The 25,708-nt window shown below is 71.8% G+C and carries 28 protein-coding genes; 12 read left to right on the forward strand and 16 right to left on the reverse strand.

Annotation, left to right across the window (positions count from 1 at the left end; translation table 11 throughout):
• Both fabG and ACZYRU_RS15330 read right to left on the reverse strand, forming a co-directional pair.
• The gene (gene fabG / locus ACZYRU_RS15325) at positions 1 to 711 is read right to left on the reverse strand and encodes a 3-oxoacyl-ACP reductase FabG (protein ID WP_488957954.1); all 711 of its coding nucleotides are present in this window, start codon (positions 709 to 711) and stop codon (positions 1 to 3) included.
• 243 nt (positions 712 to 954) lie between these two features.
• A complete protein-coding gene (locus ACZYRU_RS15330; protein ID WP_488957955.1) occupies positions 955 to 1,170 on the reverse strand; it encodes a dodecin in 216 nt (71 codons plus the stop codon).
• Between the two features lie 42 nt (positions 1,171 to 1,212).
• Between ACZYRU_RS15330 and ACZYRU_RS15335 the strand changes: the two genes are divergently transcribed.
• Together ACZYRU_RS15335 and ACZYRU_RS15340 are read left to right on the forward strand one after the other, a co-directional pair.
• Positions 1,213 to 1,506 carry a DUF3099 domain-containing protein gene (locus ACZYRU_RS15335; RefSeq protein WP_488957956.1) on the forward strand — a complete coding sequence of 98 codons (294 nt, stop codon included), beginning with the start codon at positions 1,213 to 1,215 and terminating at the stop codon, positions 1,504 to 1,506.
• Positions 1,496 to 1,690: an acetone carboxylase gene (locus ACZYRU_RS15340; protein ID WP_488957957.1), complete on the forward strand. Its 195-nt coding sequence runs from the start codon at positions 1,496 to 1,498 to the stop codon at positions 1,688 to 1,690. Before ACZYRU_RS15335 ends, ACZYRU_RS15340 begins: the two co-directional genes overlap by 11 nt.
• Here the strand turns inward: ACZYRU_RS15340 and moaA are convergent, their stop codons facing one another.
• On the reverse strand, positions 1,691 to 2,683 hold the full coding sequence (gene moaA, locus ACZYRU_RS15345; protein ID WP_488957958.1) for a GTP 3',8-cyclase MoaA: 993 nt from the start codon (positions 2,681 to 2,683) through the stop codon (positions 1,691 to 1,693).
• A 77-nt stretch (positions 2,684 to 2,760) separates the two neighbouring features.
• Here moaA and ACZYRU_RS15350 point away from each other — a divergent pair, with 77 nt between their 5' ends.
• Positions 2,761 to 3,693, forward strand: a complete 933-nt coding sequence (locus ACZYRU_RS15350; RefSeq protein ID WP_488957959.1) for an SURF1 family cytochrome oxidase biogenesis protein — start codon at positions 2,761 to 2,763, stop codon at positions 3,691 to 3,693.
• Here the strand turns inward: ACZYRU_RS15350 and ACZYRU_RS15355 are convergent.
• From ACZYRU_RS15355 to glpK, 3 genes are read right to left on the reverse strand one after another with little or no spacing between them, the layout of a single operon-like run.
• Positions 3,579 to 4,340: an SDR family oxidoreductase gene (locus ACZYRU_RS15355; protein ID WP_488957960.1), complete on the reverse strand. Its 762-nt coding sequence runs from the start codon at positions 4,338 to 4,340 to the stop codon at positions 3,579 to 3,581. The two genes, ACZYRU_RS15350 and ACZYRU_RS15355, sit on opposite strands and share 115 nt — an antisense overlap.
• Entirely contained in the window at positions 4,340 to 6,097 is a 1,758-nt protein-coding gene (locus tag ACZYRU_RS15360) for a glycerol-3-phosphate dehydrogenase/oxidase (RefSeq protein WP_488957961.1), read from the reverse strand. Before ACZYRU_RS15360 ends, ACZYRU_RS15355 begins: the two co-directional genes overlap by 1 nt.
• Positions 6,097 to 7,614, reverse strand: coding sequence for a glycerol kinase GlpK (gene glpK / locus ACZYRU_RS15365; RefSeq protein WP_488957962.1), 1,518 nt, complete (start codon positions 7,612 to 7,614; stop codon positions 6,097 to 6,099). Before glpK ends, ACZYRU_RS15360 begins: the two co-directional genes overlap by 1 nt.
• 85 nt (positions 7,615 to 7,699) lie before the next feature.
• Here glpK and ACZYRU_RS15370 point away from each other — a divergent pair, with 85 nt between their 5' ends.
• The 4 genes from ACZYRU_RS15370 to ACZYRU_RS15385 are packed head-to-tail and all read left to right on the forward strand — an operon-like array spanning position 7,700 to position 12,870.
• Positions 7,700 to 8,413 carry an SDR family NAD(P)-dependent oxidoreductase gene (locus tag ACZYRU_RS15370; protein WP_488957963.1) on the forward strand — a complete coding sequence of 238 codons (714 nt, stop codon included), beginning with the start codon at positions 7,700 to 7,702 and terminating at the stop codon, positions 8,411 to 8,413.
• A 3-nt stretch (positions 8,414 to 8,416) separates the two neighbouring features.
• On the forward strand, positions 8,417 to 9,535 hold the full coding sequence (locus ACZYRU_RS15375; protein WP_488957964.1) for an S-adenosylmethionine:tRNA ribosyltransferase-isomerase: 1,119 nt from the start codon (positions 8,417 to 8,419) through the stop codon (positions 9,533 to 9,535).
• A 36-nt stretch (positions 9,536 to 9,571) separates the two neighbouring features.
• Positions 9,572 to 10,324 (forward strand): ABC transporter ATP-binding protein, encoded by a 753-nt coding sequence (locus ACZYRU_RS15380; RefSeq protein WP_488957965.1) that lies wholly within the window; start codon positions 9,572 to 9,574, stop codon positions 10,322 to 10,324.
• Entirely contained in the window at positions 10,312 to 12,870 is a 2,559-nt protein-coding gene (locus ACZYRU_RS15385) for an ABC transporter permease (RefSeq protein WP_488957966.1), read from the forward strand. Before ACZYRU_RS15380 ends, ACZYRU_RS15385 begins: the two co-directional genes overlap by 13 nt.
• 106 nt (positions 12,871 to 12,976) lie before the next feature.
• On the opposite strand, the gene ACZYRU_RS15390 is transcribed toward ACZYRU_RS15385, so the two are convergent.
• Genes ACZYRU_RS15390 through ACZYRU_RS15400 form a run of 3 tightly spaced genes read right to left on the reverse strand, consistent with a single transcriptional unit; the run spans position 12,977 to position 15,791 of the window.
• The gene (locus ACZYRU_RS15390) at positions 12,977 to 13,561 is read right to left on the reverse strand and encodes a hypothetical protein (RefSeq protein WP_488957967.1); all 585 of its coding nucleotides are present in this window, start codon (positions 13,559 to 13,561) and stop codon (positions 12,977 to 12,979) included.
• Positions 13,558 to 14,145 (reverse strand): helix-turn-helix domain-containing protein, encoded by a 588-nt coding sequence (locus tag ACZYRU_RS15395; protein WP_488957968.1) that lies wholly within the window; start codon positions 14,143 to 14,145, stop codon positions 13,558 to 13,560. Before ACZYRU_RS15395 ends, ACZYRU_RS15390 begins: the two co-directional genes overlap by 4 nt.
• 47 nt (positions 14,146 to 14,192) lie before the next feature.
• The gene (locus ACZYRU_RS15400; protein WP_488957969.1) at positions 14,193 to 15,791 is read right to left on the reverse strand and encodes an ABC-F family ATP-binding cassette domain-containing protein; all 1,599 of its coding nucleotides are present in this window, start codon (positions 15,789 to 15,791) and stop codon (positions 14,193 to 14,195) included.
• A 72-nt stretch (positions 15,792 to 15,863) separates the two neighbouring features.
• Here ACZYRU_RS15400 and ypfJ point away from each other — a divergent pair, with 72 nt between their 5' ends.
• Positions 15,864 to 16,826 (forward strand): KPN_02809 family neutral zinc metallopeptidase, encoded by a 963-nt coding sequence (gene ypfJ, locus ACZYRU_RS15405; protein ID WP_488958085.1) that lies wholly within the window; start codon positions 15,864 to 15,866, stop codon positions 16,824 to 16,826.
• 3 nt (positions 16,827 to 16,829) lie between these two features.
• Here ypfJ and ACZYRU_RS15410 read toward each other — a convergent pair whose 3' ends face one another.
• From ACZYRU_RS15410 to ACZYRU_RS15420, 3 genes are all read right to left on the reverse strand, one after another.
• A complete protein-coding gene (locus ACZYRU_RS15410; protein WP_488957970.1) occupies positions 16,830 to 17,735 on the reverse strand; it encodes a phosphotransferase in 906 nt (301 codons plus the stop codon).
• Positions 17,736 to 17,908: 173 nt separating this feature from the next.
• On the reverse strand, positions 17,909 to 19,465 hold the full coding sequence (locus tag ACZYRU_RS15415) for an ABC transporter permease (RefSeq protein ID WP_488957971.1): 1,557 nt from the start codon (positions 19,463 to 19,465) through the stop codon (positions 17,909 to 17,911).
• Positions 19,462 to 20,367, reverse strand: coding sequence for an ABC transporter ATP-binding protein (locus ACZYRU_RS15420; RefSeq protein ID WP_488957972.1), 906 nt, complete (start codon positions 20,365 to 20,367; stop codon positions 19,462 to 19,464). Before ACZYRU_RS15420 ends, ACZYRU_RS15415 begins: the two co-directional genes overlap by 4 nt.
• 55 nt (positions 20,368 to 20,422) lie before the next feature.
• Here ACZYRU_RS15420 and ACZYRU_RS15425 point away from each other — a divergent pair, with 55 nt between their 5' ends.
• Positions 20,423 to 20,896: a GbsR/MarR family transcriptional regulator gene (locus ACZYRU_RS15425; RefSeq protein WP_488957973.1), complete on the forward strand. Its 474-nt coding sequence runs from the start codon at positions 20,423 to 20,425 to the stop codon at positions 20,894 to 20,896.
• 33 nt (positions 20,897 to 20,929) lie between these two features.
• On the forward strand, positions 20,930 to 21,385 hold the full coding sequence (locus ACZYRU_RS15430; protein ID WP_488957974.1) for a GNAT family N-acetyltransferase: 456 nt from the start codon (positions 20,930 to 20,932) through the stop codon (positions 21,383 to 21,385).
• A gap of 9 nt (positions 21,386 to 21,394) precedes the next feature.
• On the opposite strand, the gene ACZYRU_RS15435 is transcribed toward ACZYRU_RS15430, so the two are convergent.
• Together ACZYRU_RS15435 and ACZYRU_RS15440 are read right to left on the reverse strand one after the other, a co-directional pair.
• Entirely contained in the window at positions 21,395 to 22,825 is a 1,431-nt protein-coding gene (locus ACZYRU_RS15435) for a glycoside hydrolase family 16 protein (protein ID WP_488957975.1), read from the reverse strand.
• A 195-nt stretch (positions 22,826 to 23,020) separates the two neighbouring features.
• Entirely contained in the window at positions 23,021 to 23,629 is a 609-nt protein-coding gene (locus tag ACZYRU_RS15440; RefSeq protein WP_488957976.1) for an acVLRF1 family peptidyl-tRNA hydrolase, read from the reverse strand.
• A gap of 50 nt (positions 23,630 to 23,679) precedes the next feature.
• On the opposite strand from ACZYRU_RS15440, the gene ACZYRU_RS15445 reads away from it, so the two are divergent.
• The gene (locus tag ACZYRU_RS15445) at positions 23,680 to 24,195 is read left to right on the forward strand and encodes an SRPBCC family protein (protein ID WP_488957977.1); all 516 of its coding nucleotides are present in this window, start codon (positions 23,680 to 23,682) and stop codon (positions 24,193 to 24,195) included.
• A 51-nt stretch (positions 24,196 to 24,246) separates the two neighbouring features.
• Positions 24,247 to 24,744 (forward strand): hypothetical protein, encoded by a 498-nt coding sequence (locus ACZYRU_RS15450; protein WP_488957978.1) that lies wholly within the window; start codon positions 24,247 to 24,249, stop codon positions 24,742 to 24,744.
• Positions 24,745 to 24,858: 114 nt separating this feature from the next.
• On the opposite strand, the gene ACZYRU_RS15455 is transcribed toward ACZYRU_RS15450, so the two are convergent.
• On the reverse strand, positions 24,859 to 25,239 hold the full coding sequence (locus ACZYRU_RS15455) for a metal-sulfur cluster assembly factor (RefSeq protein WP_488957979.1): 381 nt from the start codon (positions 25,237 to 25,239) through the stop codon (positions 24,859 to 24,861).
• Positions 25,239 to 25,706 carry a Fe-S cluster assembly sulfur transfer protein SufU gene (gene sufU, locus ACZYRU_RS15460; RefSeq protein WP_488957980.1) on the reverse strand — a complete coding sequence of 156 codons (468 nt, stop codon included), beginning with the start codon at positions 25,704 to 25,706 and terminating at the stop codon, positions 25,239 to 25,241. The genes ACZYRU_RS15455 and sufU overlap by 1 nt, the downstream gene beginning before the upstream one ends.
• Positions 25,707 to 25,708 lie beyond the last annotated feature (2 nt).

The following is a 25,708-nucleotide window of genomic DNA, read 5'->3' on the forward strand; positions in this document are numbered from 1 at the left end:
TCAGTGCCCCATTCCCAGTCCGCCGTCCACGGGGATCACCGCGCCGGTCACGTACGCCGCCTCGGGGCTGGCGAGCCACAGCACCGCCCCGGCGACCTCGGTCGGGTCGGCGTACCGACCCAGCGGGACCTGGTTGCGGATCCCTTCCTTCTGCTCGTCGGTCAGCACCGCGGTCATGTCGGTGTCGACGTACCCGGGCGCCACGACGTTCGCCGTGATCGAGCGCGGCCCGAGCTCGCGCGCCAGCGAGCGCGCCATGCCGACCAGGCCGGCCTTGGAGGCGGCGTAGTTGACCTGGCCGGGCGAGCCGAGCAGGCCCACCACGCTGGAGATGAAGATGATGCGGCCCTTCTTCTGGCGCAGCATGCCCTTGGCGGCACGCTTGGCCAGGCGGAAGGAGGCCGTCAGGTTGGTGTCGATGACCGAGGACCAGTCGTCCTCGGACATCCGCAGCACCAGGGTGTCCTTGGTGATGCCGGCGTTGGCGACGAGCACCTCGATCGGGCCGTGCGCCTCCTCGGCGGCCACGAACGCGGCCTCGACGGCAGCCGGGTCGGTGATGTCGGCCTTGAGCTCGAGCGCACCCTCCGGGGCGCCTCCGCTGCGGGTGGTGACGGCGACCTTGTCGCCAGCGGCGATGAAGGCCTCGGCGATCGCGCGGCCGATGCCGCGGTTGCCTCCGGTGACGAGGACGGAACGTGGTTGGCTCACGCTCTGTGACGCTAGTGCCGCGAGTGGCCCGACCTCTCCGGCGGCGGGCACCAAGATCCCGGCTGTGCGTTGTAGGACCCCGACAAACGGGGCCGGATCAGCTGGGTCGCACATGCTGCGGTTTGGTCCCAAACCGCAGCGATTCGGGTCCTGGCGTTGCGGTTTGGGACCAAACCGCAACGCCACGGCGCCGCACCCGAGGCAAGACCCGCCAAATCAGGCCGCCGGCGAATCGAGCCTGACCTACTCGTCGTCCTCGAGCCGGAAGCCGATCTTCATGGTCACCTGGAAGTGCTCGACGGCGCCGTCCTTGATCTGGCCGCGCACCTGGCTGACCTCGAACCAGTCGAGGTGGCGCAGGGTCTGGCCGGCGCGCTCGACGCCGTTGCGGACGGCCTGGTCGATCCCGTCGGGCGACGTGCCGACGATCTCGCTGACGCGGTAGGTGCGGTTCGACATGCCAGCAGCGTACTCACGCAGGCACCGGCGTAGGCTGAGGGCATGGACGCCATCCGGATCACCACGGCCGGCTCCAGCCCTCAGGACGACCTGGCCCGGCGGCAGAAGAAGTACGTCATCGCGATGACGATCCGGACCCTGTGCTTCATCGGCGCCGCGATCAGCGGCGCGGCCGGCATCCACTGGCTGTGGCCGATCCTGATCGCGGGCGCGATCGTGCTGCCGTACGTCGCCGTGGTGATGGCCAACGCCGGTGACAGCCGCAGCAGCGAGCTGCCCCTCACCGGTGGGGGCGACGCGCAGCGCCAGCTCGAGCAGGGTGGGCATGGAGCCTGACCTCTGCTCGGCCAGGGGCTGTCGTCAGCCGGCCGTGTGGCAGCTGCTCTGGAACAACCCCAAGCTGCACACGCCCGAACGCCGCAAGACCTGGCTCGCCTGCGCCGATCACCGGGAGTCGCTCGAGGCGTTCCTCGGCGCGCGGGGATTCCTGAAGGACACCGTCCCCCACGAGCAGGGCTGATCAGCCGCCGATCGCCGACATCGGCCGGTCGGGCTGCAGGAACGTCGGGTCGTCGATGCCGTGGCCGGGGAGCTTGCCCCACATGGCAGCGCGCCACCGCGACGCCAGCTCGTCGTCGGTGGCCCCGGCGCGCATCGCCAGGCGAAGGTCGGACTCGGAGCGGGCGAACAGGCAGTTGCGGACCTGGCCGTCGGCGGTGAGCCGGACCCGGTCGCAGTCGCCGCAGAAGGGGCGGGTGACCGAGGCGATGATGCCGACGGTGGCGGGGCCGTCGTCCACGCGGAAGAGCTCGGCGGGCGCACTCCCCCGCGGCTCGGAGGCCGGCGAGAGCCGGTAGACGGCGGACAGCGACGAGAGGATCTCGTCGGCGGTCACCATCGAGGCCCGGTCCCAGCCGTGCTGGGCGTCGAGGGGCATCTGCTCGATGAAGCGGAGCTGGTAGCCGCGCTCCAGGCACCAGGCGAGCAGCTCGGGAGCCTCGTCGTCGTTGACACCGCGCAGCAGCACCGCGTTGACCTTCACCGGGCCCAGACCCGCGGCCTCGGCGGCGGCGAGGCCCTCGACGACGTCGGTGAACCGGTCGCGGCGGGTGATCTCGTGGAAGGTGTCGCTGCGGATCGTGTCGAGGCTGACGTTGGCCCGGTTCAGGCCGGCGTCGGCCAGCGCCTGTGCGGTCTTCGCCAGGCCGAGGGCGTTGGTCGTGATCGACATCTCGACGTCGGCGTCGAGCGCACGCACCCGGCGCACGATGTCGACCAGCCCGCGGCGCACCAGCGGCTCACCGCCGGTGAAGCGGACCTCGTCGACCCCGAGCTGGGTCACCGCGATGCCGATCAGCCGGACGACCTCGTCGTCGGTGAGCTGCTCGTCGGTGGGCATCCAGTCGAGGCCCTCGGGGGGCATGCAATAGGTGCAGCGCAGGTTGCAGCGGTCGGTGAGCGAGACCCGGAGGTCCGTCGCGACTCGTCCGTGCTGGTCGATGAGAGGCTGCACGCCTCCAGTCTAGGTGGCAGGCTGGTTGGCTGCCGGCTGGTGCCCGGCGCCGAACGGACCGTGGCTACCGTTGTCCCGTGTTCTCCTGGTTCTCCTCGTGGCGATTCCTGGTCAGTCGCCGCTGGGTGCTGTTCTTCCTCGCCATCATCCTGGTCGGCTGGGCCACGTGGTGGCTCGGCGAGTGGCAGTTCGGCCGCCTCGACGACCGCAAGCAGGAGAACGCCATCATCCGCGCCAACGAGGTGCGCGACCCGGTCGACGTCACCGAGGTCCTCGCGCCCGGCCGGAAGGTCGCCGAGGACGACGAGTGGCGCCTGGTCAGCGCCACCGGGGAGTACGTCCGCGACGACACCGTGGTGGTTCGCTACCGCACCCGCAACGGCTACCCGGGCGTCGAGGTCGTCGTACCCCTCGTCACGGCCGACGGTACGACGCTCCTGGTCGACCGCGGCTGGTTCGGCACCGACAACCCTGTGATCAAGGGCGCCGAGCTGCCCGCACCCCCGGCCGGCGAGGTGACCGTGACCGGCTGGGTCCGCGCCGACGGCAGCGGCAGCAGCACCGGGGTCGACGACCACTCGACGCGCGCCATCGCCAGCGGTCCGATCGGCAAGGCCATCGACCGCAAGGTCTTCACCGGATTCGTCGCGCTGAAGTCGGAGGACCCGAAGCCGGCCAAGGAGCTCGCCGCCGTCGAGCTCCCCGACCTCGGTGAGGGGCCGCACTTCTTCTACGGCCTGCAGTGGTGGTTCTTCGGGGTGCTCGCCGTCGGCGGCTTCGGCTACCTCGCCTGGGACGAGCGCAAGCTCGGGCCGCGGGGCGAGCGGGTCGGCACCAAGCGCCGCTCCGGCGGACCGTTCTCACGCAAGCCGCAGACCCGGCCCCAGGTCCCGCCTCAGAGCGAGCGGAGCATCCCGCCGTCGACGGGCAGCATCACCCCGGACAGGTACGACGCCCCCGGCGACAGCACGAACGCGGCCACCCGCCCGAACTCCTCCGGCCGGCCGTAGCGCCGCAGCGGGATCTGCTGCGAGGCCCGCTCCCGGGCCGCGTCGGCGTCGCCGCTGCCGGCGTCCAGCTCGGCGACCCGCTCGGTCGCCAGGCGCCCCGGCAGCAGGCCGTTGACCCGGATGCCGCGCGGACCGAGCTCGTCGGCGAGGGTCTTCGCGGCCATCGCCAGCCCCGGGCGCAGACCGTTGGAGATGGCGAGGTCGAGGATCGGCTGGCGCACGCTGCTGGACAGCACGAACGCGATCGATCCGCCGTCGCCGAGCACGGCGCCGACCTCGCGGGCCAGCCGGACCGCGCCGAGGAACACCGACCCGAACGCAGCGGTCCACTGCTCGTCGGTCATCTGGGTGATCAGGCCGGCCGGCGGTCCGCCGACGCTGATCAGCACGCCGTCGACCCGGCCCCACGCGTCGTGCGCGGCCGCGATCAGCCGGGTCGGTGTCCCAGGGTCCGCGTTGTCGGCGACCACGCCAACCGCGCTGGAGGGCCCGCCCAGCGCCGCGACGGTCGCCTCCACGGAGTCGGTGTGCCGCCCCGACACCACCACGCGTGCGCCGTCGGCGACCAGCGCCTCGGCCGTCGCGCGGCCCAGGCCGCGGGTGCCGCCGGTGACCAGGTAGACGCGGTCCTTCAGCTGCAGGTCCATCAGGAGCTCTCCAGGGTCTCGATCGATTCGGCCACCCGCGACACCGGCACGACGTCCGGCGCGCCCTTGCGCGCCGCGTCGGCCGTGTGGTCGTCGGGCTGCCGCTGGCTCTCACGCTCCGCCTCCACCCGCTTGAGGTAGTGCTGCAGCTCGCGGGTGTGCTGGTCGGAGTCCCAGCGCAGGTGTCCACGCACCAGGTCGGCGACGTACGGCGCCGCCGCGGCTCCCCGGTCGAAGGTCTCGAACGACACCCGCAACCGCCGGGTCAGGATGTCGTCGAGGTGCCGGGCGCCCTCGTGGGTGACGGCGTACACCGCCTCGGCCATCAGGTAGTCCTCGGCCCCGGGCAGCGGCTCACCGAGGTCGGGCTCGGCGGCGATCAGGTCGAGCACCTCCAGCACCAGCGAGCCGTAGCGCCCCAGCAGGTGCTCGACCCGGTTGATCGCCAGCCCCGACTGGGTGGCGAGGGCGCGGCGCTGGTTCCACAGCGCCTGGTAGCCGTCGGCACCGACCAGTGGCACCGTCTCGGTCACGCACTCCCCCGCCTTCCGCCCGAGCACGGTCTCCAACCCGTGCACGGCCTCGTCGACCGCATCCGCGGCCATGACGCGGTACGTCGTGTACTTGCCACCCGCCACGACGACGAGTCCCGGGACGCTGTGGGCCACCGCGTGCTCGCGCGAGAGCTTCGACGTCGCCTCGGACTCGCCGGCGAGGAGCGGGCGCAGGCCGGCGTACACGCCCTCGACGTCGTCGCGGGTGAGCGGCACCTCCAAGACCTGGTTGACGTGCTCGAGCAGGTAGTCGATGTCGCTGCTGCTCGCCGCCGGGTGGTCCTTGGAGAGCTCCCAGTCGGTGTCGGTGGTGCCGATGATCCAGTGCCGCTTCCACGGGATCACGAAGAGCACCGACTTCTCGGTGCGCAGGATCAGGCCGGTCTCGCCGCGGATCCGGTCGCGCGGCACCACGAGGTGGATGCCCTTGCTGGCGCGGACCTTGAACTGCCCGCGCTCGCGCGCCATCGCCTGCGTCTCGTCGGTCCAGACGCCGGTGGCGTTGATGACCTGGGAGGCGCGGATGTCGAACCGGTGGCCGGTCTCGAGGTCGACCACCTCCGCCCCGACCACCCGCTCGCTCTCCTTGATCAGGCCGACGACACGGGTGCGGGAGGCGACCGCGGCGCCGTACGTCGCAGCGGTGCGGGCCAGGAACATGGTGTGCCGGGCGTCGTCGACCTGGGCGTCGTAGTAGCGGATCGCACCGACCAGGGCGTCCTTGCGCAGCGACGGGAACGCCTTGCGGGCGCCGCGCCGGGTGAGGTGCTTGTGGACCGGCATCCCGTCGCCGTATCCGCTGGCCTTGGACATGGCGTCGTACATCGCGACGCCGGCGCCGGCGTACCAGCGCTCCCAGCCCAGCCCGGTCAGCGGGTAGAGGAAGGGCACCGGGCGCACCAGGTGCGGGGCGAGCCGCTGCATCAGCAGACCCCGCTCCTTGAGCGCCTCGGCGACCAGGCGGAAGTCGAGCATCTCGAGGTAGCGCAGGCCGCCGTGGACGAGCTTGGAGCTGCGGCTCGACGTACCGGAGGCGAAGTCACGGGCCTCGACCAGGCCGACGGACAGGCCGCGGGTGGCGGCGTCGAGGGCCGCACCGCTGCCGACGACACCGCCGCCGATGACGAGGACGTCGAGCTGCTGGGTCGCCAGTCGCTTGAGGGCGGCGCTGCGGGCTCGTGGGGACAGGGCGGCGGGGCTCATCAGGGCACCTCCACCCAGTCGAGCGTGCGTTGCACTGCCTTCTGCCACTGGGCGTAGCCCGCGTCCCTGCGTTCGGCGTCCCACTGGGGTTCCCAACGGGTGTCCTCGCGCCAGTTCTGGCGCAGCTCGTCGGTGTCGTGCCAGTAGCCGACCGACAGCCCGGCGGCGTACGCCGCGCCCAGCGCGGTCGTCTCGGGCACCACCGGACGGGACACGGGTACGCCGAGCACGTCGGCCTGGATCTGCATGCACAGGCTGTTCGACGTCACGCCACCATCCACCTTGAGCACCTCCAGCTCCACCCCGGAATCGGCCGTCATCGCCTCGATCACGTCCCTCGACTGGTAGCAGATCGCCTCCAGCGTGGCCCTTGCCACGTGAGCGTTGGTGTTGAACCGCGAGAGCCCGACGATCGCGCCGCGCGCGTCGGAGCGCCAGTACGGCGCGAACAGGCCGGAGAACGCGGGCACGAAGTAGACGCCGCCGTTGTCATCGACCTGCCGCGCCAGGGACTCCGACTCCCCCGCGCCGCTGATGATGCCGAGCTGGTCGCGCAGCCACTGCACGGCCGACCCGGTCACCGCGATCGAGCCCTCCAGCGCGTAGACGCACGGCTCGTCACCCAGCTGGTAGGCCGGCGTGGTCAGCAGCCCGGACTTGGAGCGGACGATCTCGGTGCCGGTGTTGAGCAGCATGAAGTTGCCGGTGCCGTAGGTGTTCTTGGCCTCGCCGGGTTCGAAGCAGACCTGCCCGACCGTGGCCGCCTGCTGGTCGCCGAGGATGCCGGTGATCGGCACCTCGCCGCCGAAGGGGCCGTTGGCCCGCGTGACGCCGTACGGCGTGGTCGCCGACGACTCCCGGATCTCGGGCAGCATCGCGCGCGGCACCCCGAAGAAGCCGAGCAGCTCGTCGTCCCAGTCGAGGGTCTCGAGGTCCATCAGCATGGTGCGGCTGGCGTTGGTGACGTCGGTGACGTGCACGCCGCCGTCCGGGCCGCCGGTGAGGTTCCACAGGACCCAGGTGTCCGGCGTGCCGAACAGGGCGTCGCCACGCTCGGCCGCCTCACGGGCGCCGGGAACGTTCTCGAGGATCCACTGCAGCTTGCCGCCGGAGAAGTACGTCGCCGGGGGCAGCCCGGCGCGGTGCCGGATCACGTCGCCGCGACCGTCGCGGTCCAGGGCGGCCGCGATCGCGTCGGTGCGGGTGTCCTGCCAGACGATCGCACTGGACAGCGGGCGTCCGGTGCGGCGGTCCCACACGATCGTGGTCTCGCGCTGGTTGGTGATGCCGACGGCCGCGAGGTCCTCGGCGCCGAGTCGCGCCTTCGCGAGCGCTGTCTGCACCACTGCGGACGTCCGCTCCCAGATCTCGATCGGGTTGTGCTCGACCCAGCCCGCCCGCGGCAGGATCTGCGAGTGCTCGAGCTGGTGCCGGGCGACCTCGGTGCCGCTGTGGTCGAAGACCATGAACCGGGTGCTCGTCGTGCCCTGGTCGATCGCCCCCACAAAGCTCGCCATGGGGCAACTCTGGCACATCACCCTTGACCTCAAGCGCACTTCAGGTTCGACGATGGTGGCTCCACCTATCGAGCAAGGAGTTCCCATGACCCACGTCGCACTGGTGACCGGCGGAAGCCGGGGCCTCGGCCGGGCGCTGGCCGACGGACTCGTCGCGGCCGGCTGGCACGTCATCACCGACGGACGCGACGCCGACGCGCTCGCGGCGGCGGCCCGGCCGTGGGCCGACAGCGCCACGGCCATCCCCGGCGACCTCACCGACGCCGCACACCGCGACCAGCTGGTCGCGGCCGTCCGCGCCCGGGGACGCCTCGACCTGCTGGTCCACAACGCCGGGGTCCTCGGGCCGGCGTCCGGCACGACCCGTCGGCGCGAGCTCGCCGACGTCCAGCCGGACGACCTGCAGCACGTCTGGCGGCACAACGTCGGCGCGCCGATCGTCATCACGGGGCTCTTCGTCGGCGACCTCGCCGCCTCGGGCGGGACGCTGCTGTCGATCTCCTCGGACGCCGCGCTGGAGCACTACGAGGGATGGGGACTGTACGGCGCCTCGAAGGCGGCGCTGGACCACCTCACGATGACCTTCGCCGCCGAGCACCCCGGGATCCGTGCCTACGCCGTCGATCCCGGCGACATGCGCACGCGCATGCACCAGGAGTGGTTCCCCGGCGAGGACATCTCCGACCGGCCGTTGCCCGAGACGGTCGTCCCGCACCTCCTGGCGCTCCTCGACCAGCGGCCGCCGTCCGGCCGCTACCGGGCCGCCGACATCACGGTGCCGGTCCCGGCAGGGGGCTGAGCCGTGCGCCTGCTCGACGAGAGCCCTGCCGTCCGGTTCGAGGCGCCGCGCGCGACGTACGCCGGCGGCCCGGCCGAGCGTCGGGGGATCGCCCGCGACGGGGTGCGCCTGCTGGTCGCCGACGCGTCGGCGGGAGTCGTGGACACCCGCTTCGACAGGATCGGCGACCACCTGTCGGCGGGCGACCTGCTCGTGGTCAACGACTCCGCCACGGTCGCCGGCGCGCTCGACGGCGTCTCGGACCGGCACGGGGCGGTCGTGGTCCACGTCGCGACCCCGCTCGACGACGGCACCTGGGTGGTGGAGGTACGCCGGGCGCCCGACGCCGACCGGAGCGTCCTCGACGCGCAGGCGGGTGACCTGATCGACGTCGCGGCAGGGCGGACCGTGCTCCGGTTGCGGGCGCCGTACCCGACGGCCTCCTCGCCGACCGGTGTCGGCAACCGGCTCTGGCGCGCCACGTGGAGCGGTTCGCCGCTCGGACGGACGGCGGGCCGCTACGGCCGCCCGATCGCCTACGGCTACCTCGACGAGCGCTATCCGCTCTCGGACTACCAGACCGTGTTCGGAAGGGTCCCGGGCAGCGCCGAGATGGCGTCCGCGGCGCGACCGTTCACGGCCGAGCTGGTCACCCGGCTGGTCGCCCGGGGCGTGCTCGTCGCTCCCGTGACGCTGCACACCGGCGTGTCCTCGCAGGAGGCCGGCGAGGCGCCGCAGGCCGAGCGGTTCGTCGTACCCGCGGCCACGGCGGACCTGGTCAACCTGGTCCGCGCCCGGGGTCGCCGGGTCGTCGCCGTCGGCACGTCGGCGACGCGTGCACTGGAGTCGGCCGTGGTGGCCGGGTCACCGGGCGTCGTGGCCGCCGCCACCGGCTGGACGACCCGGGTCGTCACGCCCGGGGACCCTCCCCAGGTCGTCGAGGGCCTGGTCACCGGGTGGCACGACCCGGGCGCGTCCCACCTGTTGCTGGTCGAGGCGGTCGCAGGGGCAGCACTCGCCCAGCGTGCCTACGGTGCCGCGACCCGCGGCGGCTACCTGTGGCACGAGTTCGGCGACTCCAGCCTCCTGCTGCCGGCCCTGACCGGGGCGCCGGGCTCAGGGGTGCCTCGGGGCGTTTCCTGATGCCGCCGGGTGGCTCGATCGGGCAAGGTGGGGACCATGACGCCCGACACCCCGCTCGCCTCGCCGGCCCCCGTCGCGGCCCGGGCCATCGACCTCCACAAGCGCTACGGATCGGGCGACTCGGAGGTCCGTGCGCTCGACGGGGTCTCCCTCGACATCGGCGCCCGCGAGTTCACCGCGATCATGGGGCCGTCGGGCTCGGGCAAGTCGACGCTCATGCACTGCCTGGCTGCCCTCGACACCCCGACGTCCGGCGACGTGCAGATCGGCGAGGTCCTGCTCTCCAGGCTGCGCGACAAGGCGCTGACCGCGCTGCGCCGTGAGCAGGTCGGCTTCGTCTTCCAGGCCTTCAACCTGGTACCGACGCTCACCGCGCGCGAGAACATCCTGCTCCCCCTCAGCCTGGCCGGTCGCAAGCCGGACCAGGCCTGGTTCGACACGGTCGTCGACGCGGTCGGGCTGCGAGACCGGCTCGGTCACCGCCCCTCACAGATGTCCGGTGGCCAGCAGCAGCGGGTCGCCTGCGCGCGGGCGCTGGTCAGCAAGCCCTCGATCGTGTTCGCCGACGAGCCGACCGGCAACCTCGACAGCACCTCGGGCGCGGAGGTGCTCGGCTTCCTGCGCCGCAGCGTCGACGAGTTCGACCAGACGATCGTGATGGTCACCCACGACCCGGTCGCGGCGTCGTACTGCGACCGGGTCGTGTTCCTCGCCGACGGCCGGGTCGTCGACGAGCTGCGCGAGCCCAACCGCGAGGCGATCCTGGAGAAGATGACGTGCTTCGCCTGACCCTGCGCAACCTGTTCGCCCGCAAGGTGCGGCTCGTCATGAGCGGGCTGTCGATCATCCTCGGTGTGGCGTTCCTGTCCGGCGTCCTGGTGTTCAGCCACGGGCTCTCCACCACCTTCGACGGGATCATCCACGGCTCGACGCCCGACGGCGTCGTCCGGGCCACCGACACCGCGTCCTTCGACGGCGGCGTCTCCGGCCAGAGCAGCCGGGCGCTGACTCCTGACGACGTGGCCAGGCTCAAGGCCCTGCCGCAGGTAGCGCGCGCCGACGGCGACGTCGCCGGCTTCGGGATGAGCCTGCTCGCCAGCGACGGCACCCTGGTGGGCGGCACCGGCGCGCCGACGCTCGCGTTCAACCACACCGACGGCCCCAACATGGACGGCGAGCGCGCGCTGCTGCTGACCTCCGGTCGGTGGCCAGCGGGGCCCGGCGAGATCGTGCTCGACGAGGGCGCCGCGAAGGCGGGCGACTACCGGGTCGGCGACGAGGTGAAGCTGCTCGCGCCGTTCGGGACGCTCGAGCGCACCGCCGAGCTGGTCGGCACCGCGGAGTTCAACGGCGGCGGTACGGCGGGCGCGACCCTGCTGGTCTTCACGACCCAGGAGGCGCAGGCACTGTTCCTGGGCGGCAAGGACGCCTTCAACCAGATCAGCCTCACCGCGGCCGACGGGGTGACGCAGGAGCAGCTCGCCGCCGCCGCACGGAAGGTGCTGCCCGACGGGTTCGAAGCGGTCACCGGCGACAAGGTGGCCAAGGAGTCGCAGGACGCGGTCGGCACCTTCCTCGGGATCATCAGCACCTTCCTGCTGGTGTTCGCGATCATCGCCGTCATCGTCGGCGGCTTCATCATCGTCAACACCTTCTCGATCCTCGTCGCCCAGCGCACCCGCGAGCTCGCCCTGCTGCGCGCCCTCGGCGCCGGGCGCGGGCAGGTGACCCGCTCGGTGCTGCTCGAGGCGTTCGTCCTGGCGCTCGTCGCCACGACGGCCGGGATCGGACTCGGCCTGGTGCTGGCCCGGGGCCTCGCCGCGATGTTCCGCTCGATCGGGCTCGACATCGCCAGCAAGGCGCTCGACCTCACCCCGCGCGCGATCGTCACCAGCTACGTCGTCGGCGTCGGCGTCACGATGGCTGCCGCCTACCTGCCCGCCCGGCGGGGCGCGAAGGTGGCGCCAGTGGCGGCGATGCGTGCGGACGTCGTACCCGAGCGCGGGTCGCTGCGTCGTCGGACGCTCATCGGGGCGGTGCTGCTGGTCATCGGCGCCGGGTTCGCGGCCGTCGGCGTCGCCGGAGCCCCCGGCTCGGACGCCGCGTGGATCGGCGTGGGTGCGGTGATCTGGATCCTCACCGTCGCCGCGATCAGCCCGGTCGTCGGCAAGCCGGTGCTCGCGCTGTGCCGCTCGCTGTTCGGTCGCGTGTTCGGCACCACCGGGCGCCTGGCCGGGGAGAACGCACTGCGCGACCCCCGTCGTACCGGCGCCACGGCCTCCGCACTGATGATCGGCCTCGCCCTGGTCTCCACCATCGGCGTCCTCGCATCGTCGCTCAACGCCTCGGTCGACGACGTGGTCGACGAGCAGTTCACCGCCGACCTGCTGGTGCAGAACTCGAACTTCCTGCCGTTCTCGACCGAGATCGGAGACAAGGTCGCGAAGGTACCGGGCGTCGCCGTCGTCAGTCGCCAGCAGTGGACCGCGGCCCACCTGGCCTCGGGACCGCGCAAGGGCGACACCGTCACCGTGGCCGGCAACGACGCGGAGTACGCACAGATCTACCACCAGGACGTGGTCTCGGGCGTCGCCTCACCGACCGGCGGCGAAGCAGTCGTCTTCCGCACGCTGGCCACCTCGCTCGGCGTGAAGGTGGGCGACCCGCTCGACCTCGGCTTCCAGGGCGGTACGACGCTGCACCTGAAGATCGCGGGCATCGTCGAGTCCGCCGACACCACCTCCGAGATCAGCATCCCGCTCGACCAGCTGGTGGCGGCCGGCGTACTGCGCCAGGACTCGACGCTGAGCGTCCTGATCGACCCGGGTGCCGACAAGACGAAGGTGCGCGACGCCGTCGACGCCGCCGCGGCCTCCGCCCCGATCGTGGGCGTCTTCGACAAGCAGGGCTTCGCCGACCAGATCCGTGACCAGGTCAACCAGCTGCTCTACATCATCTACGGCCTGCTGACCCTGGCCATCGTGATCGCCGTCATCGGCATCATCAACACCCTCGGCCTCAGCGTCATCGAGCGCACCCGCGAGATCGGCCTGCTGCGGGCCGTCGGCATGAGCCGCGCCAAGGTACGCCGGATGATCACCCTGGAGTCGGTCGCCATCGCCGTCCTCGGCGCCGTGCTCGGCATGGTCCTCGGCCTGCTCATCGGCATCCTGCTCCAGCGCTCGCTCTCCGACGACCTGAGCAGCCTCGGCCTCCCCCTCGGCCAGCTGCTCGCGTTCCTCGTCGTGGCGATCGTGGTCGGCGTGCTGGCCGCCGTCATCCCCGCGGTCCGGGCGAGCCGGTTGGACGTGCTGGACGCGATCGCGAGCGAATGAGCGAGTGAGTGCGTGAGGGGTGCCTGTTGTGCGTCGTACCCGGCATTCGGGTCGTGATCTGGCTGAGCTGAGGACCCGAATGGCGGGTACGACGACGCTGGCTCACTCAGTCGTCCGAAGCGAGGAAGTGGCGAACGATCCGCACCACGCTGGTCGCCACGGCCTCGACCTCTGCAGCGAGATCCTCAGCACGGCGGATCCCGAGTGCCATCTCGAGCGTCTCTGCGTCGACGTACGCCGCGCGGAGCAGCTCGGCGAAGTCGCCCACCGCACCGTCCGCCAGGCCCAGCGCTGCGGCGAGCGCGGCGATGTCGGCGTAGTCGCGCTCCCGCATGGCGACCATCTTCATCGCCAGCAGGTGCTCGACCGGAGCGTACTCGACCAACAGTCCCGGCGCCGTCGGCAGCGACGTCGGCGGGCGGGGAGGGACCCACGGGGTGGCCCCCGGGTTGAGCCACCGTAGAGGCAGGCCGTGGCGCCGCGCGATGGCCGCCGCCTCCTCGTAGACGATGACGTCCGTGGCAATGGCGTCGACGTCGACCGTGACGCGACGCTCCGCGACGGTCAGCGCGATGGCCGCACCACCGACGATGTAGACACCTGCAGCGACCCCTCGGGCGGCCAGCTTGTGGTCGAGCTCGGCAAGCAGTCTCCGGAGGTGCTCACGGTCGAGCTCGACGACGGGGCTCACGCGGTCGCCAGGTCCCGTTCGGCGATGTATATCCCGCGCTCCGCGAGCCAGTGCGGAGTCGCGTCGCGGATCTCCGCGTCGTCGAGGAGGAGGTTCGACTTGACCCACTCCTCGCTCAGACCGACGTCGGTCCATGCAGGTGCCGGCCGGCCGGCCGCCTGGAACTCATGAGCGATGAACGCAGCAAGCAGCGCGCCCCACCGGTCGACCTGCTTCATACCGGGACTCGCATCCCACGCGTCGGCCGGGGCGCCTGGCGAGGCGAGCATCTCGCGCACCTGGTCTCGGGCCTGCGTGGCGAGCTTGAACGCCCACTGCTCGTCACCCGAGTCCGTCGCGCTCCTGAGCACCCGGTGGGCCGCGTCCGGGGTGAGCCAGCCCTGCTCCCTGGCCTCGCCCAGGGCGGCGCCGATCCGGCACGCACGAACGAACAGCGCCGCAGACGGGCTGGCAGTCCCCTTGAGGTAGGAGGACAGGCGCGAGTGGGAGGTACCGAGAGCGGCGGCGAAACCCCGCAGGCTCAGGCCGCTCCGTCGCAGGGCTTCCTGCATCTGCGCGGTGACCTCACGGGTGTCGACGTCCACGTCACACCTCCTTCACAGCAATGGTACCTGATGCGGTACCAGTGCGGTCAGGCCAGCGCGACCAGGTCGGCGTAGTCCGGGCTCCACAGGTCCTCGACGCCGTCGGGAAGGATGAGCACCCGGTCCGGCTCCAGCGCGTGGACGGCGCCCTCGTCGTGGGTGACCAGCACGATCGCGCCCTCGTAGCGGCGGATCGCGCTGAGCACCTCCTCGCGCGAGGCGGGGTCGAGGTTGTTGGTGGGCTCGTCGAGGAGCAGCACGTTGGCAGCCGACACCACGAGCGAGGCAAGGGCGAGGCGGGTCTTCTCGCCACCGGACAGGACGCCGGCCTGCTTGTGGACGTCGTCGCCGGAGAAGAGGAACGAGCCGAGGACCGAGCGGGCCTCGGTGTCGGTGAGGTCGGGTGCGGAGGACTGCATGTTCTCGAGCACCGTCCGGGTGACGTCGAGGGTCTCGTGCTCCTGGGCGTAGTAGCCGACCTTGAGGCCGTGGCCGGCGACGACCTCGCCGGTGTCGGGCTTGTCGACGCCGGCGAGGATGCGCAGCATCGTGGTCTTGCCGGCGCCGTTGAGGCCGAGGATGACCACGCGCGAGCCCTTGTCGATGGCCAGGTCGACGGCGGTGAAGATCTCCAGGGCGCCGTACGACTTGGACAGGTCGTGCGCCGACAGCGGGGTCTTGCCGCAGGCGGCCGGGGTCGGGAACTTGATCGCCGCGACCTTGTCGGACTGCCGCTCGCCCTCGACACCGTCGAGGAGCTTCTCGGCGCGCTTGAGCATCTGCTGCGCGGCGCTGGCCTTGGTGGCCTTGGCGCGCATCTTGTTGGCCTGGTCGGTGAGCGTCTTCGCCTTGTTCTGGGCGTTCATCAGCTCACGCTTGCGGCGGGCCTCGTCGGTCTCGCGCTGGGTGAGGTAGTTCTTCCAGCCCATGTTGTAGACGTCGATGACCGAGCGGTTGGCGTCGAGGTGGAAGACCTTGTTGACGGTCTCCTCGAGCAGGTCGTTGTCGTGGCTGATCACGATGAAGCCGCCCTTGTAGGACTTCATCCAGTCGCGCAGCCACGTGATCGAGTCGGCGTCGAGGTGGTTGGTCGGCTCGTCGAGCACGAGCACCTCGGCGCTGGAGAACAGGATCCGGGCCAGCTCCACGCGGCGTCGCTGACCACCGGACAGGGTGCCGAGCGGCTGGTCCATCAGCCGGTCCGGGATGCCGAGGCTCTGTGCGATCTGGAGCGCCTCGGTCTCGGCGGCGTACCCGCCGCCGGCGTCCAGCTCGTCCTGGGCGCGCTGGAACTTCCGGAACGCCTTGTCGCGCTCGTTGGGGTCCTCGGAGGCCATCGCGATCTCGGCGGCCCGCATCCGTCGTACGGCGTCGTCGAGGCCCCGCGCGGACAGGATCCGGTCGCGGACGATGACCTCGGGGTCACCCACGCGCGGGTCCTGGGGGAGGTAGCCGAGCTCGCCGCTGTTCGTGACCGAACCGCTCGCGGGCAGCGCGTCACCGGCGAGCACCTTCGTGAGGGTGGTCTTGCCGGCGCCGTTGCGGCCGACGAGGCCGACCTTGTCGCCGGGGCCGACGCGGAAGCTGACGTTCTCCATGAGGAGCCGCGCACCGACGCGTACCTCGAGCTGGTGCACCGTGATCATGAGGGGACCATTCTCCCACGCCCGTTCGACACCCCCTAAACGACGGTGGTGTGCCCTAGGGTGCTGCACGTGGTGCGATTCAATCCGAAGGCCCGCCTCGACCAGTCCCGGGTACGCGATGCCGGCTCCGGCGGTGGCGGTGGCATGGGCGGCGGTCTCGGTGGCGGCGGCATGCGCATCCCGATCCCGACCGGCAAGGGCGGCATCAGCGGCCTCATCGGCGTGATCCTCGTCGTGGTCGTGACCCTCCTGCTCGGCGGCAACCCGCTCAGCGGAGGCGGCGGCACCGGCGGGCTCGGCAACGTCTACTCGCCCTCGCGGCTCAGCGACCAGCAGCAGGGCACCGACCGCTACGCGGGCTGCAAGACCGGCGAGGACGCCAACAACAGCCAGGACTGTGCCCGGGTCGCGATCGAGAACTCGCTGACCGACTACTGGGGCACCGAGCTCGGCGGCAAGTCCCGCCCGGAGAAGGCCGTGGTCACCTTCACCGGCTCCGTGAACACCGGCTGTGGAGCCGCTTCGTCGGCTGTCGGCCCGTTCTACTGCCCGACCGACGAGACGATCTACCTCGACACCACCTTCTTCGACGACGTCCTGGAGGGCCAGCTCGGCGGCCCCGACGGCAGCTTCGTCGAGTTCTACGTGCTCGCCCACGAGTACGGCCACCACATCTCCAACCTGCTCGGCTACATGGGGCAGGTCCGCAGCCAGCAGACCGGGCCGCAGAGCGACGGCGTACGCCTCGAGCTGCAGGCCGACTGCTACGCCGGCATGTGGGCCAAGCACGCGACCACCACCGAGGACGCGTCGGGCGAGAAGCTGATCCTCGACCTCACCCAGGACGACATCAACCAGGCCATCGACGCCGCCAAGTCGGTCGGCGACGACTACATCCAGAAGCGCTCCGGCGGCCGGGTCAACGAGGAGGCCTGGACCCACGGCTCCTCGGCCCAGCGCCAGAAGTGGTTCATGACCGGCTTCCAGGAGGGCACCCTCGAGGCCTGCGACACGTTCGCGGCACCGAAGGTCTGAGCCCTACAGCGCCAGCAGGTTCTCCATGTGCCCGAACGTGCGCTGCAGCGCACGCAGGTGGGGCGCCACCGCCGGGTGGCGGTACTTGCCGGCGAGGGCGCCCTCGCCGCCCGCGACGCGGGCCAGCGCCCACTCGGCGCGGTTGAGCGCGGTGTAGACCGACACGACCTGGGCACCGAGCACCACGCTGTCACGGTCGGCGATCGCGTCGGGCAGGCCGAGCAGGTAGGCGTCGAGGAGCGGCTCGAACTCCTCGCGCGTCGACAGGGAGAGGTAGCCGAGGTCGCCGCCGACGGGGCCGTGGCCGAGCGTCCCCCAATCGATCGCGAGCGCGTCGTCACCGTCGCGGCCGGGCACGTTGAGCGCCGTCGGGTCACCGTGCTGCGGGACCCGCGGCAGGGTGTCGAGCAGCGCAAGCATCCGCTCGCGGTGGGTCCACAGGTGCTCGGCGACATCGGCGACCGTGGTCCGGGCCAGGGTGGTCCAGCCGCCGGCCCGCGCGACCCGGGCCAGACGATCACGCAGGAGGGACGTCGCCAGGAACGCCGACTCACCGAGGCCGGCGCCGGCGAACCGGCCCAGCGACAGCGCGAGGAACAGCCCGCTCGACGCGGCGTCCTCGACCCAGTCCCGGACGATCGTGACGCCCTCGTCGTCCTCCTCGACCGAGGCGCCGGCCGATCGCAGCCCGGGGGTCTCGGCGGTCAGGCCGGTCAGCAGCACGTCGGCCTCGCGCCGCCAGTAGCCGGCGTGGGTGCGTTCGGAGAGGACGACCGGGTCGCCCGGCGCCGGTGCGCCGAGCCGCTTCACCACCACGGGCCGCCCACCGAGCGCGGTCCGCCACACACCCACGGTGGACGTCCCCGTGCCTCCGGGGAGCGCCACCCAGTCGGGCTCGGGCTGCCACATGCGGCTGAAACTAGGTCATGTCTCGCCGCTCAACGGTGTAGCGAGCGGCGTGTCGCGCCGATCTGGCAAGGCGGCGGAGCGACGACGTGCTCGATCGCCCTTCGAGCGACGCCAACACAGCCAGATCGGATGCGACGCGCTGCGTAGCCGCCGGGGAGCGGCGAGACATGGCCTCAACCGATGTCGCGCTCGCGGAACCGCCACCACGCCACGACGAGGAGCGCGGCTGCCACCGCGCTCAGGCCACCGGCACTCCCCCAGCTCCACCCGTCGGCAGGCAGGGACGGCACGTGGGAGTACGGCGACAGGCCGGTCAACCAGCCCGGCAGGTCGAGCAGGTCGCCGAGCAGGCTGAGCGTCAGGAAGGCCGCCGGCCACGCCCAGACCAGCGCCGACCAGCGCAGCCCGGCGGCCAGCGAGAGGACCGCGAGCGCACCGACCACCCAGGCTGCAGGGACCCAGGCCAGGGCCGCGACGACCAGGTTGCCGATGCCGGGACCGTCCGCCGCGACGTACCCGATCCACAGGCCGACCCCGGTCACGACGAGCAGCCACGCCGTACCGGCGAGCGCGAGCACCGCCGATGCGACGAACCACCCGCTGCGGCTGGTCGCGGTCGCGAGCACCAGCTCGGCACGCCCGTCCTGCTCGTCGCGGCCCGCGTGGCTGACCACGGTGACGGCGAAGTAGGTGAGGACGACCGCGACGATCGACAGGATCGCCGCCACGAGTGCGCCGCCGAGCTCGTCGATGATCGACTGGGCGACCTCGGAGTCCAGCAGGTCGCCGATGCCGGGCGCGATCATGCCGAACACGACGCCCAGCACCCCGGCAGCCACCGACCACAGCGCGAGCGTCGTGGCGTGGACCTTGACCGCGAGGGCGAAGGCGTCGGCCAGCCGGGTCGAACCGGCCCGCGGACCCGGCCGGGTCGGCACCAGACCGCAGCCGAGGTCGCGGCGCGTGCGCAGCACGAAGGCAGTCGCGGCCAGCACTCCGGCGACGAGCAGGTAGCAGGGCAGCAGCCACCACCGGACCTCGCCGTACGCGCGGACCTGGGTGTTCCAGCCGAGCGGCGAGAGCCAGCTCAACCACCCGGGACCGGTGTCACCGGCGGCGCGCAGCACGAACAGGACGCCCACCGCCCCGGCCGCGTACGCCGCGCAGGTGCGAGCGCTGGCGGACAGCTGCGCGGTCACGGCGCCGATGCCGGCGGCCACCAACGCAGTGCCGGCCCAGAGCGCGCCGAAGGCCAGCGACCCGGCCGCGTCGAGCCCCGACACGGTGTTGCCGAGCGCGGTCAGCACACCGAGCGCGAGGGCGAGGAGCACCGCTTCGAGGAGCGTGGCGACCAGCGACGCGTGGCGGCCGACGGCGGTGCCACCGATCAGCTCGGTGCGGCCCGTCTCCTCCTCGACCCGCGTGTGGCGGCGCACGACCGCGATGAACAGGACGGCCACGAACACGGCGTACAGCACCGTCATCTTGGTCATCGCCAGCTCGCCCTCGCTGGTGACGTCGAGGATCGGGCCGTAGAGCGCGACGATCGCGGGGCTGGCGTTGATCGCCTCGGCGGCGCGGACCCGGTCGGCCTGGTCGGCGTACAGGCCCGGGGTGGCGGCGGCGGACGCGCCGCTCATCAGGACGAGTACGGCGACCGCCACCGGCGCGAGGACCCGGTCCTGGCGCAGGCCCAGGCGAAGCAGCAGTCGCCAACCGGTCGCGGTCATCGCCCGGCCCCGGCCCGGTCCCGGTAGGCGTCGAGGAAGAGCTCCTCGAGGCTGGGCGGGGTGCTGGTGAGGGCGGTGACGCCCGCAGCGGTCAGCGCAGCGAGGACGGTCGGGAGGCCGTCGGGGTCGACGGTGCAGCTGACCTGGCCGTCGGCGACCGCGAGGTCGTGGACGCCGGGCGTGCCGGAGAGGTCGGGCGCCGTACCGCTCAGCGTGGCGACGATCTTGCTCCGGCTGAGGTGGCGCAGGTCGCTGATCCGGCCGCTCTCGACGACCTTGCCCTCGCGGATGATGGTGACCCGGTCAGCGAGGCGGTCGACCTCGCTGAGGATGTGGCTGGACAGCAGCACCGTCGCGCCGCGACCCGTCTGCTCCGCGACGCACTCGTTGAAGACCTGCTCCATCAGCGGGTCGAGACCCGAGGTGGGCTCGTCGAGGATGAGCAGGTCCGGGTCGGTGGCGAACGCGGCGACGAGCGCGACCTTCTGCCGGTTGCCCTTCGAGTACGCGCGCCCGCGCTTGGTGGGGTCGAGCGAGAACCGCTCGATCAGCTCCTCGCGCCGCGAGGTCGCGGGGTCGGCCCCGCGCATCCGGATGAGCAGGTCGACGATCTCACCGCCACTCAGGTTGGGCCACAGGCTCACGTCGCCGGGCACGTACGCCAGCCGGCGGTGCAGCGCCGCGGCGTCGCGCCACGGGTCGCCGCCGAGGATCCGGACCTCGCCGGCGTCCTTGCGGAGCAGGCCGAGCAGCACCCGGATGGTGGTCGACTTGCCGGCGCCGTTCGGGCCGAGGAAGCCGTGGACCTCGCCGGCCTCGACGGTCAGGTCCAGCCCGTCGAGGGCGCGGAAGGAGCCGAACGTCTTCACGAGGTCGTGCACCTCGATGAGGGGACTCGTCATGTCTCCATCATGCACCTCTTTCAGCATTTTCTGAATCTTGTATAGACTCGGATGCATGGTCACGGATGCGTCGCGCGACTCCTTCGTGGAGCGGATGGGTGGCGCCCTGACCAGCACCGGCCTGGCCCGGCTCCCGTCGCGGGTGTTCGCCGCTCTCCTTGTCGACGCCGACGGCCGGATGACCGCCGCCGAGATCGCGACCGGGCTCGGCGTCAGCCCGGCCGGCGTCTCCGGCGCGGTGCGCTACCTCGACGGCATCGGCATGATCCGCCGCGAGCGCGAGCGTGGCTCCCGGCGCGACGTCTTCGTGGTCGACGACGACGCCTGGCACGGCATGATCGCGCGCCTCGACCAGTTCTACGCCCCGCTGATCGCCGCCCTCGACCGCGGTCTGGCCGACCTCGGCGAGGACGACCCAGCCCACCGCCGGCTCCGGCTGTCGCGGGAGTTCCTCGCGTTCGTGCTCGCCGAGATGTCGGACCTCGACCAGCGGTGGTCGGTACGACGTACCGAGCTCGGCCTCGACTGACGCCCGCCTCCCCAGGTGCGGGAGGATCGGCGCATGCAGATCGCGACCGACGACCCCCGCCGGCCCGACGTGCTCGGACTGCTCGAGGAGCACCTCGCGGACATGTACGCGACCTCGCCGGCCGAGAGCGTGCACGCCCTCGACCCGGACGCCCTGGCAGCGCCGACGATCACCTTCTGGACCGCCCGGGAGGACGACGTCCTGCTCGGCTGCGTCGCCCTCAAGCGACTCTCGGCCGAGCACGCCGAGCTCAAGTCGATGCGCACCGCGACGGCCGCCCGCCGCCGCGGAGTGGCGGGGCTGCTGCTCGACCACGTGCTGACCGAGGCCCGCGACCGCGGCCACGGGCGGATCAGCCTGGAGACCGGCACCGAGGACTACTTCGCACCGGCCCGCGCGCTCTACGTCACCCGCGGCTTCACCGAGTGCGGCCCGTTCGAGGGCTACGTCCTCGACCCGAACAGCGTCTTCCTCACCCTCACGCTCTGAGCTCCCCGCTCACTGCCAGGCACGCACCCAGTCCACGACCAACGTCGAGCTGTTCGGCATCGTGGCGACGGGCGAGTTCCATGCCGCGCCCCAGACTTGCGTGAGCACCAGGTAGAACGGCTGGTCGAAGGGCTTCGGGGGCGTCACGTTCGTCGGCGTCCAGCGATGGCTGAAGCAGAGGTTGTCGTCGTAGTAGAAGCGCATCACGGTGGGCGTCCACTCCACGGCGTACGTGTGGAACGCACTGCTGGACGTGGGCACCGGGCAGTTGGCGCCCGAGCTGGCGAGCGGCACCTCGCCGCCGTAGTGCACGGACGGGTAGACGTTGGCGGGCCGGGCGCTGAACCACTCGGCCACGTCGATCTCGCCGGAATCGGGCCACACGCCGTACGTGTGCTGGTCCGGGTACAGCCAGAAGGCGGCGTGCGAGCCCGGGATGGTCCGCTCCGCCGGCACCCGCATCCTGGCCTCGAAGCGCCCGTAGACCTGGGTGAACCGCGTCTTGCTCGCGACGGTGGCGACGGTCGCCCGGGACTGGAAGCTGCCGTAGGGGCTGACGCAGGTGAACTCCGGCAGGTTGCGGTGCGAGGTGAGGTGCAGCAAGCCGTCCCGGACGCTGATCGTCTTCGGCGTGTTGACGTAGCAGCCCATCTCGCCGCCGATCATGCCGCTGAGCCAGGTCGTCTGCGGCATCCACTTCGAGCCGTCCAGGCTGGTGCCGCCGAACTCGTCGACGAAGCTGCAGGACCACAAGCCACCCTCGGACTTCTGCGGCCGCACGCCGCAGTCGTCCGTCGGCGGCTCCTTCGGAGGCAGCCCCTCGTCGGGCTCCTCGACCGACGGCGGTTCCTTTCCCGGAGGATCCTCCGGGAAAGGTTGTCCGGTCGGAGGCGGCTCCTCCGACGGCTCCTGTGCCGGATCCTTGGGCCGGTCCTCTGCGGCCGGAGGATCGACCGGAGGGACAGGCTCCTGGATCTCGGGGTCGTGCGGCGCGCCGGGCTGCGGTACGACGGCCGGTGGCGCCACGTCGGCCAGGCCCTCGTCGGGCGCCAGCACGACGGGCGGCGGCGCGAAGGTGCGCACGACGCTCGCGCGCCGGTCCGCCACCACCCGGTACCTGCGGTCCGCGGTCGGCAGCACGGTCGAGACGACGTACTGCCCGCTCTTCGAGGCGCGCTGGCGGCCGGCGTTCGTCCAGCGCTTCCCGTTGCGCACCTGCAGCCGGGCGACAGCACGCGACCGAACCCGGCCCGTGAAGACGAGCCTGGCCCCCTCACGGATCGGGAGGCTGATCGTCGGCCGCGCCACCTTGCGCGCCGCGGCCGCGGGCCGGAGGTCGTTCGCGACCGCACCGATCCCGAGCGTGAGGGCGATGACGACGAGGATGACGGCCGGCGTCGAGCGCCAGCGTAAACGGGGTCCGGTCGACGAGCTCCCCACGGAAACACCTTCCTGCACGGCGGCCGCCGACGCTCGCCCGGAGGCGAGGCGTCGATCGAGTGCAGCAGGGAGCAGGCGACGGCAGGGTAGGGCGTCGACATGCCCGAGAGCGACGCACCATTCCTCACTGCGTATTCGTCTTTGGTGAGACGACCCTACATCTCCACGACCCGCCCGCAACGACGCCGATCCGGCTCAGCGCGGGCCTGCGTTCTCCACGCTCACCACCAGCGCCTGCGCGTCCCGCAACGCCTGATCGAGCACCGCCCGCCGTGGATCCGGTACGGCGAGCCACGGCCCCACCACGCCGACGGACCGCAGTCGCGGGTCGGCGAGCACCTCGTCCACCGCACCCCGGTCTCCCCCGGCGACCACCTCGCTCACGCCGCCCAGCACCGTGACGGCATGGTCGGCAGCCGCCTCGTAGGCGACCCGGGCCTGGTTGGCGCGTCGCCGGGCGAACCGCTGCTGGGACTGGCCGCCCGCCTTGGTCCGCCCCTGGACGTGCCGCTGCCCCACCTTGCTCGCGACGACCACGCCGGCCTCGACCCGCGCGACGGCGAAGCCGCCCTTGCGGACGAGGAGCACGCCCCAGGCAGGCGGTGCGACGGCGTGGTCGGCCAGGTGGTCGGGCTGGCCGTCGTACGGACGGGAGAAGGGCAGCCGGGCGGTGAAGGTGGACCCGTCCGGGGCCGAGCCGTGCAGTCCGCCGTCGACGACCGCGAGCACCGTGCCGCCGTGCGAGGACGCGAAGTTCTCCAGCCAGCGCGGCCAGCGGGCGGACGGGACGAGGACCTCGGGCACAGCGAGACACTAGTCGTCGCGAGCAATGAGAACGTGTTCTACTTCTCCCCATGTCGCAGCCGCCCACCATGCACCCCTGCGAGCGGGTCGGGATCGACTACGTCGACACCGCACCCCACCGCTACGCCAACAGCGTCGACCTCGCGATCACGCCGGACCAGCTCTTCGAGGTCTTCGCCGACGCCGACGCGTGGCCGCACTGGGCCAAGGTGATCCGGCACGTCGAGTGGACCTCGCCGCTGCCACCCGGCGTCGGCAGCACCCGCGTCGTGTCGATGCTCGGCGGCCTGAAGGGCGCCGAGGAGTTCCTGCTGTGGGAGCCCGGCCGGCGGATGGGCTTCCGGTTCAACGAGGCCTCGGAGAAGTCGATCCGTGCGTTCGCGGAGAGGTACGACGTCGAGCCGACCCCGCAGGGCTGTCGGCTCACCTGGACCCTGGCGCTCGACGTCACCGGCCCCGGCACGTACTTCATGCCGGTCAGCGGGCTGGTCTCGAACCTGTCCTTCCGCTGGTTCCTGAGGAATCTGCGCCGCTACACCGACCAGCGGTTCGGCGCCGTTTCGTAAATTCCTCGGCGATCGACCGCGCCGGACGACGGAGGAACCTAGCGTCGCAGCATGCTCCCGCTCCCCCGCGGCACGCTCGTGCTCGTGCTCGCCGTCCTGGCCGCCCTGGCGGGCGTCCCAGCGGCATCGGCAGGCGCGCCGGACGACGGACTCCCGAGCCTGACCGTCGGCACCACGGTCCGTACGGTCGATCCCGCGGTGCAGGAGTACTGCTGGACCTTCCCGGACGTGGTCACCGAGCAGGGCGACATCGGGTCGAGCACCTGCGGACGCCACCGCCGACCGACCCCGACGCTTCGGCACGACGGCACGCTCCGGCTGTCCTTCGCCGGGGCCGGCTGGCGCTGGCGGGCACACTACGAGAGCACCCGCTCTCCGAGCCGGGCGTGCCGGGGCAGTGAGCGGGTGCGTCGCGTCGACGAGCACGGCTACCGGGTACGCCGGCCGGCGTACCACGGCACGTACCGGGTGACGCTCACCGGACGCGGCCCCGAGGGGCGGATCGTCGCGGCGTTCGTCTGGCGCTACGGACGGGGCCGCTGCTCCTGACTCGGGTTCGGCTCAGGTCTCGAGACGACCGGTTCCGGCCTCGCAAGCTCGGCCGCACGGTCCCTCGACCTCTTCGGCCGACGCCGTGCGCTCGTTCCTCGCGCCCGGCTGGCCTCAGACGTTGAAGCCGAGGGCGCGCAGCTGCTCGCGGCCGTCGGGGGTGATCTTGTCGGGACCCCACGGCGGCATCCAGACCCAGTTGATGGCGACGTCGTTGACCAGACCCTCCAGCGCGGAGTTGGTCTGGTCGGTGATGACGTCGGTCAGCGGGCAGGCCGCGGACGTCAGCGTCATGTCGAGCACGACGTTGGTGCCCTCGTCGACGTGGATGCCGTAGACCAGGCCGAGGTCGACGACGTTGATGCCGAGCTCGGGGTCGACGACGTCCCGCATCGCCTCCTCGATGTCGGCGAGCGCGACGTTGGAGGACGCGTTCGTGCTCCCGCCGGCCTCGGGGACCTCGGGCAGGTCGCTGTTGTCGATCGACTGGGTCATCACTTGTCTCCGTCTGATTCGGCGACGACCTGGGCCGTCGCGTCCTTCCACGCCATCCACGACAGCAGCGCGCACTTCACCCGGGCCGGGAACTTCGCCACACCGGCGAACGCGATCCCGTCCTCGAGGACGTCCTCGTCGGGCTCCACCGTGCCCTTGCCCTGCATCAGGGTGAGGAACTCCTGGTGGATCGCCATCGCCTCGTCGACGCTCTTGCCGACCACGAGGTCGTAGAGCACGGACGCGGAGGCCTGCGAGATCGAACAGCCGAGCGCGTCGTACGACACGTCGTCGACGACTCCGCCGGCCACGTGGACCCGCAGGGTCACCTCGTCGCCACAGGTCGGGTTGACGTGGTGCACCTCGGCCGTGTGGTCGGCGTGCTCGCGCAGCCCCTTGCCGTGGGGCTTCTTGTAGTGGTCGAGGATGATCTCCTGGTAGAGAGCATCCAGATCCTGAGCGGTCATCC

It is taken from the genome of Nocardioides sp. F233 (genome assembly GCF_057813895.1).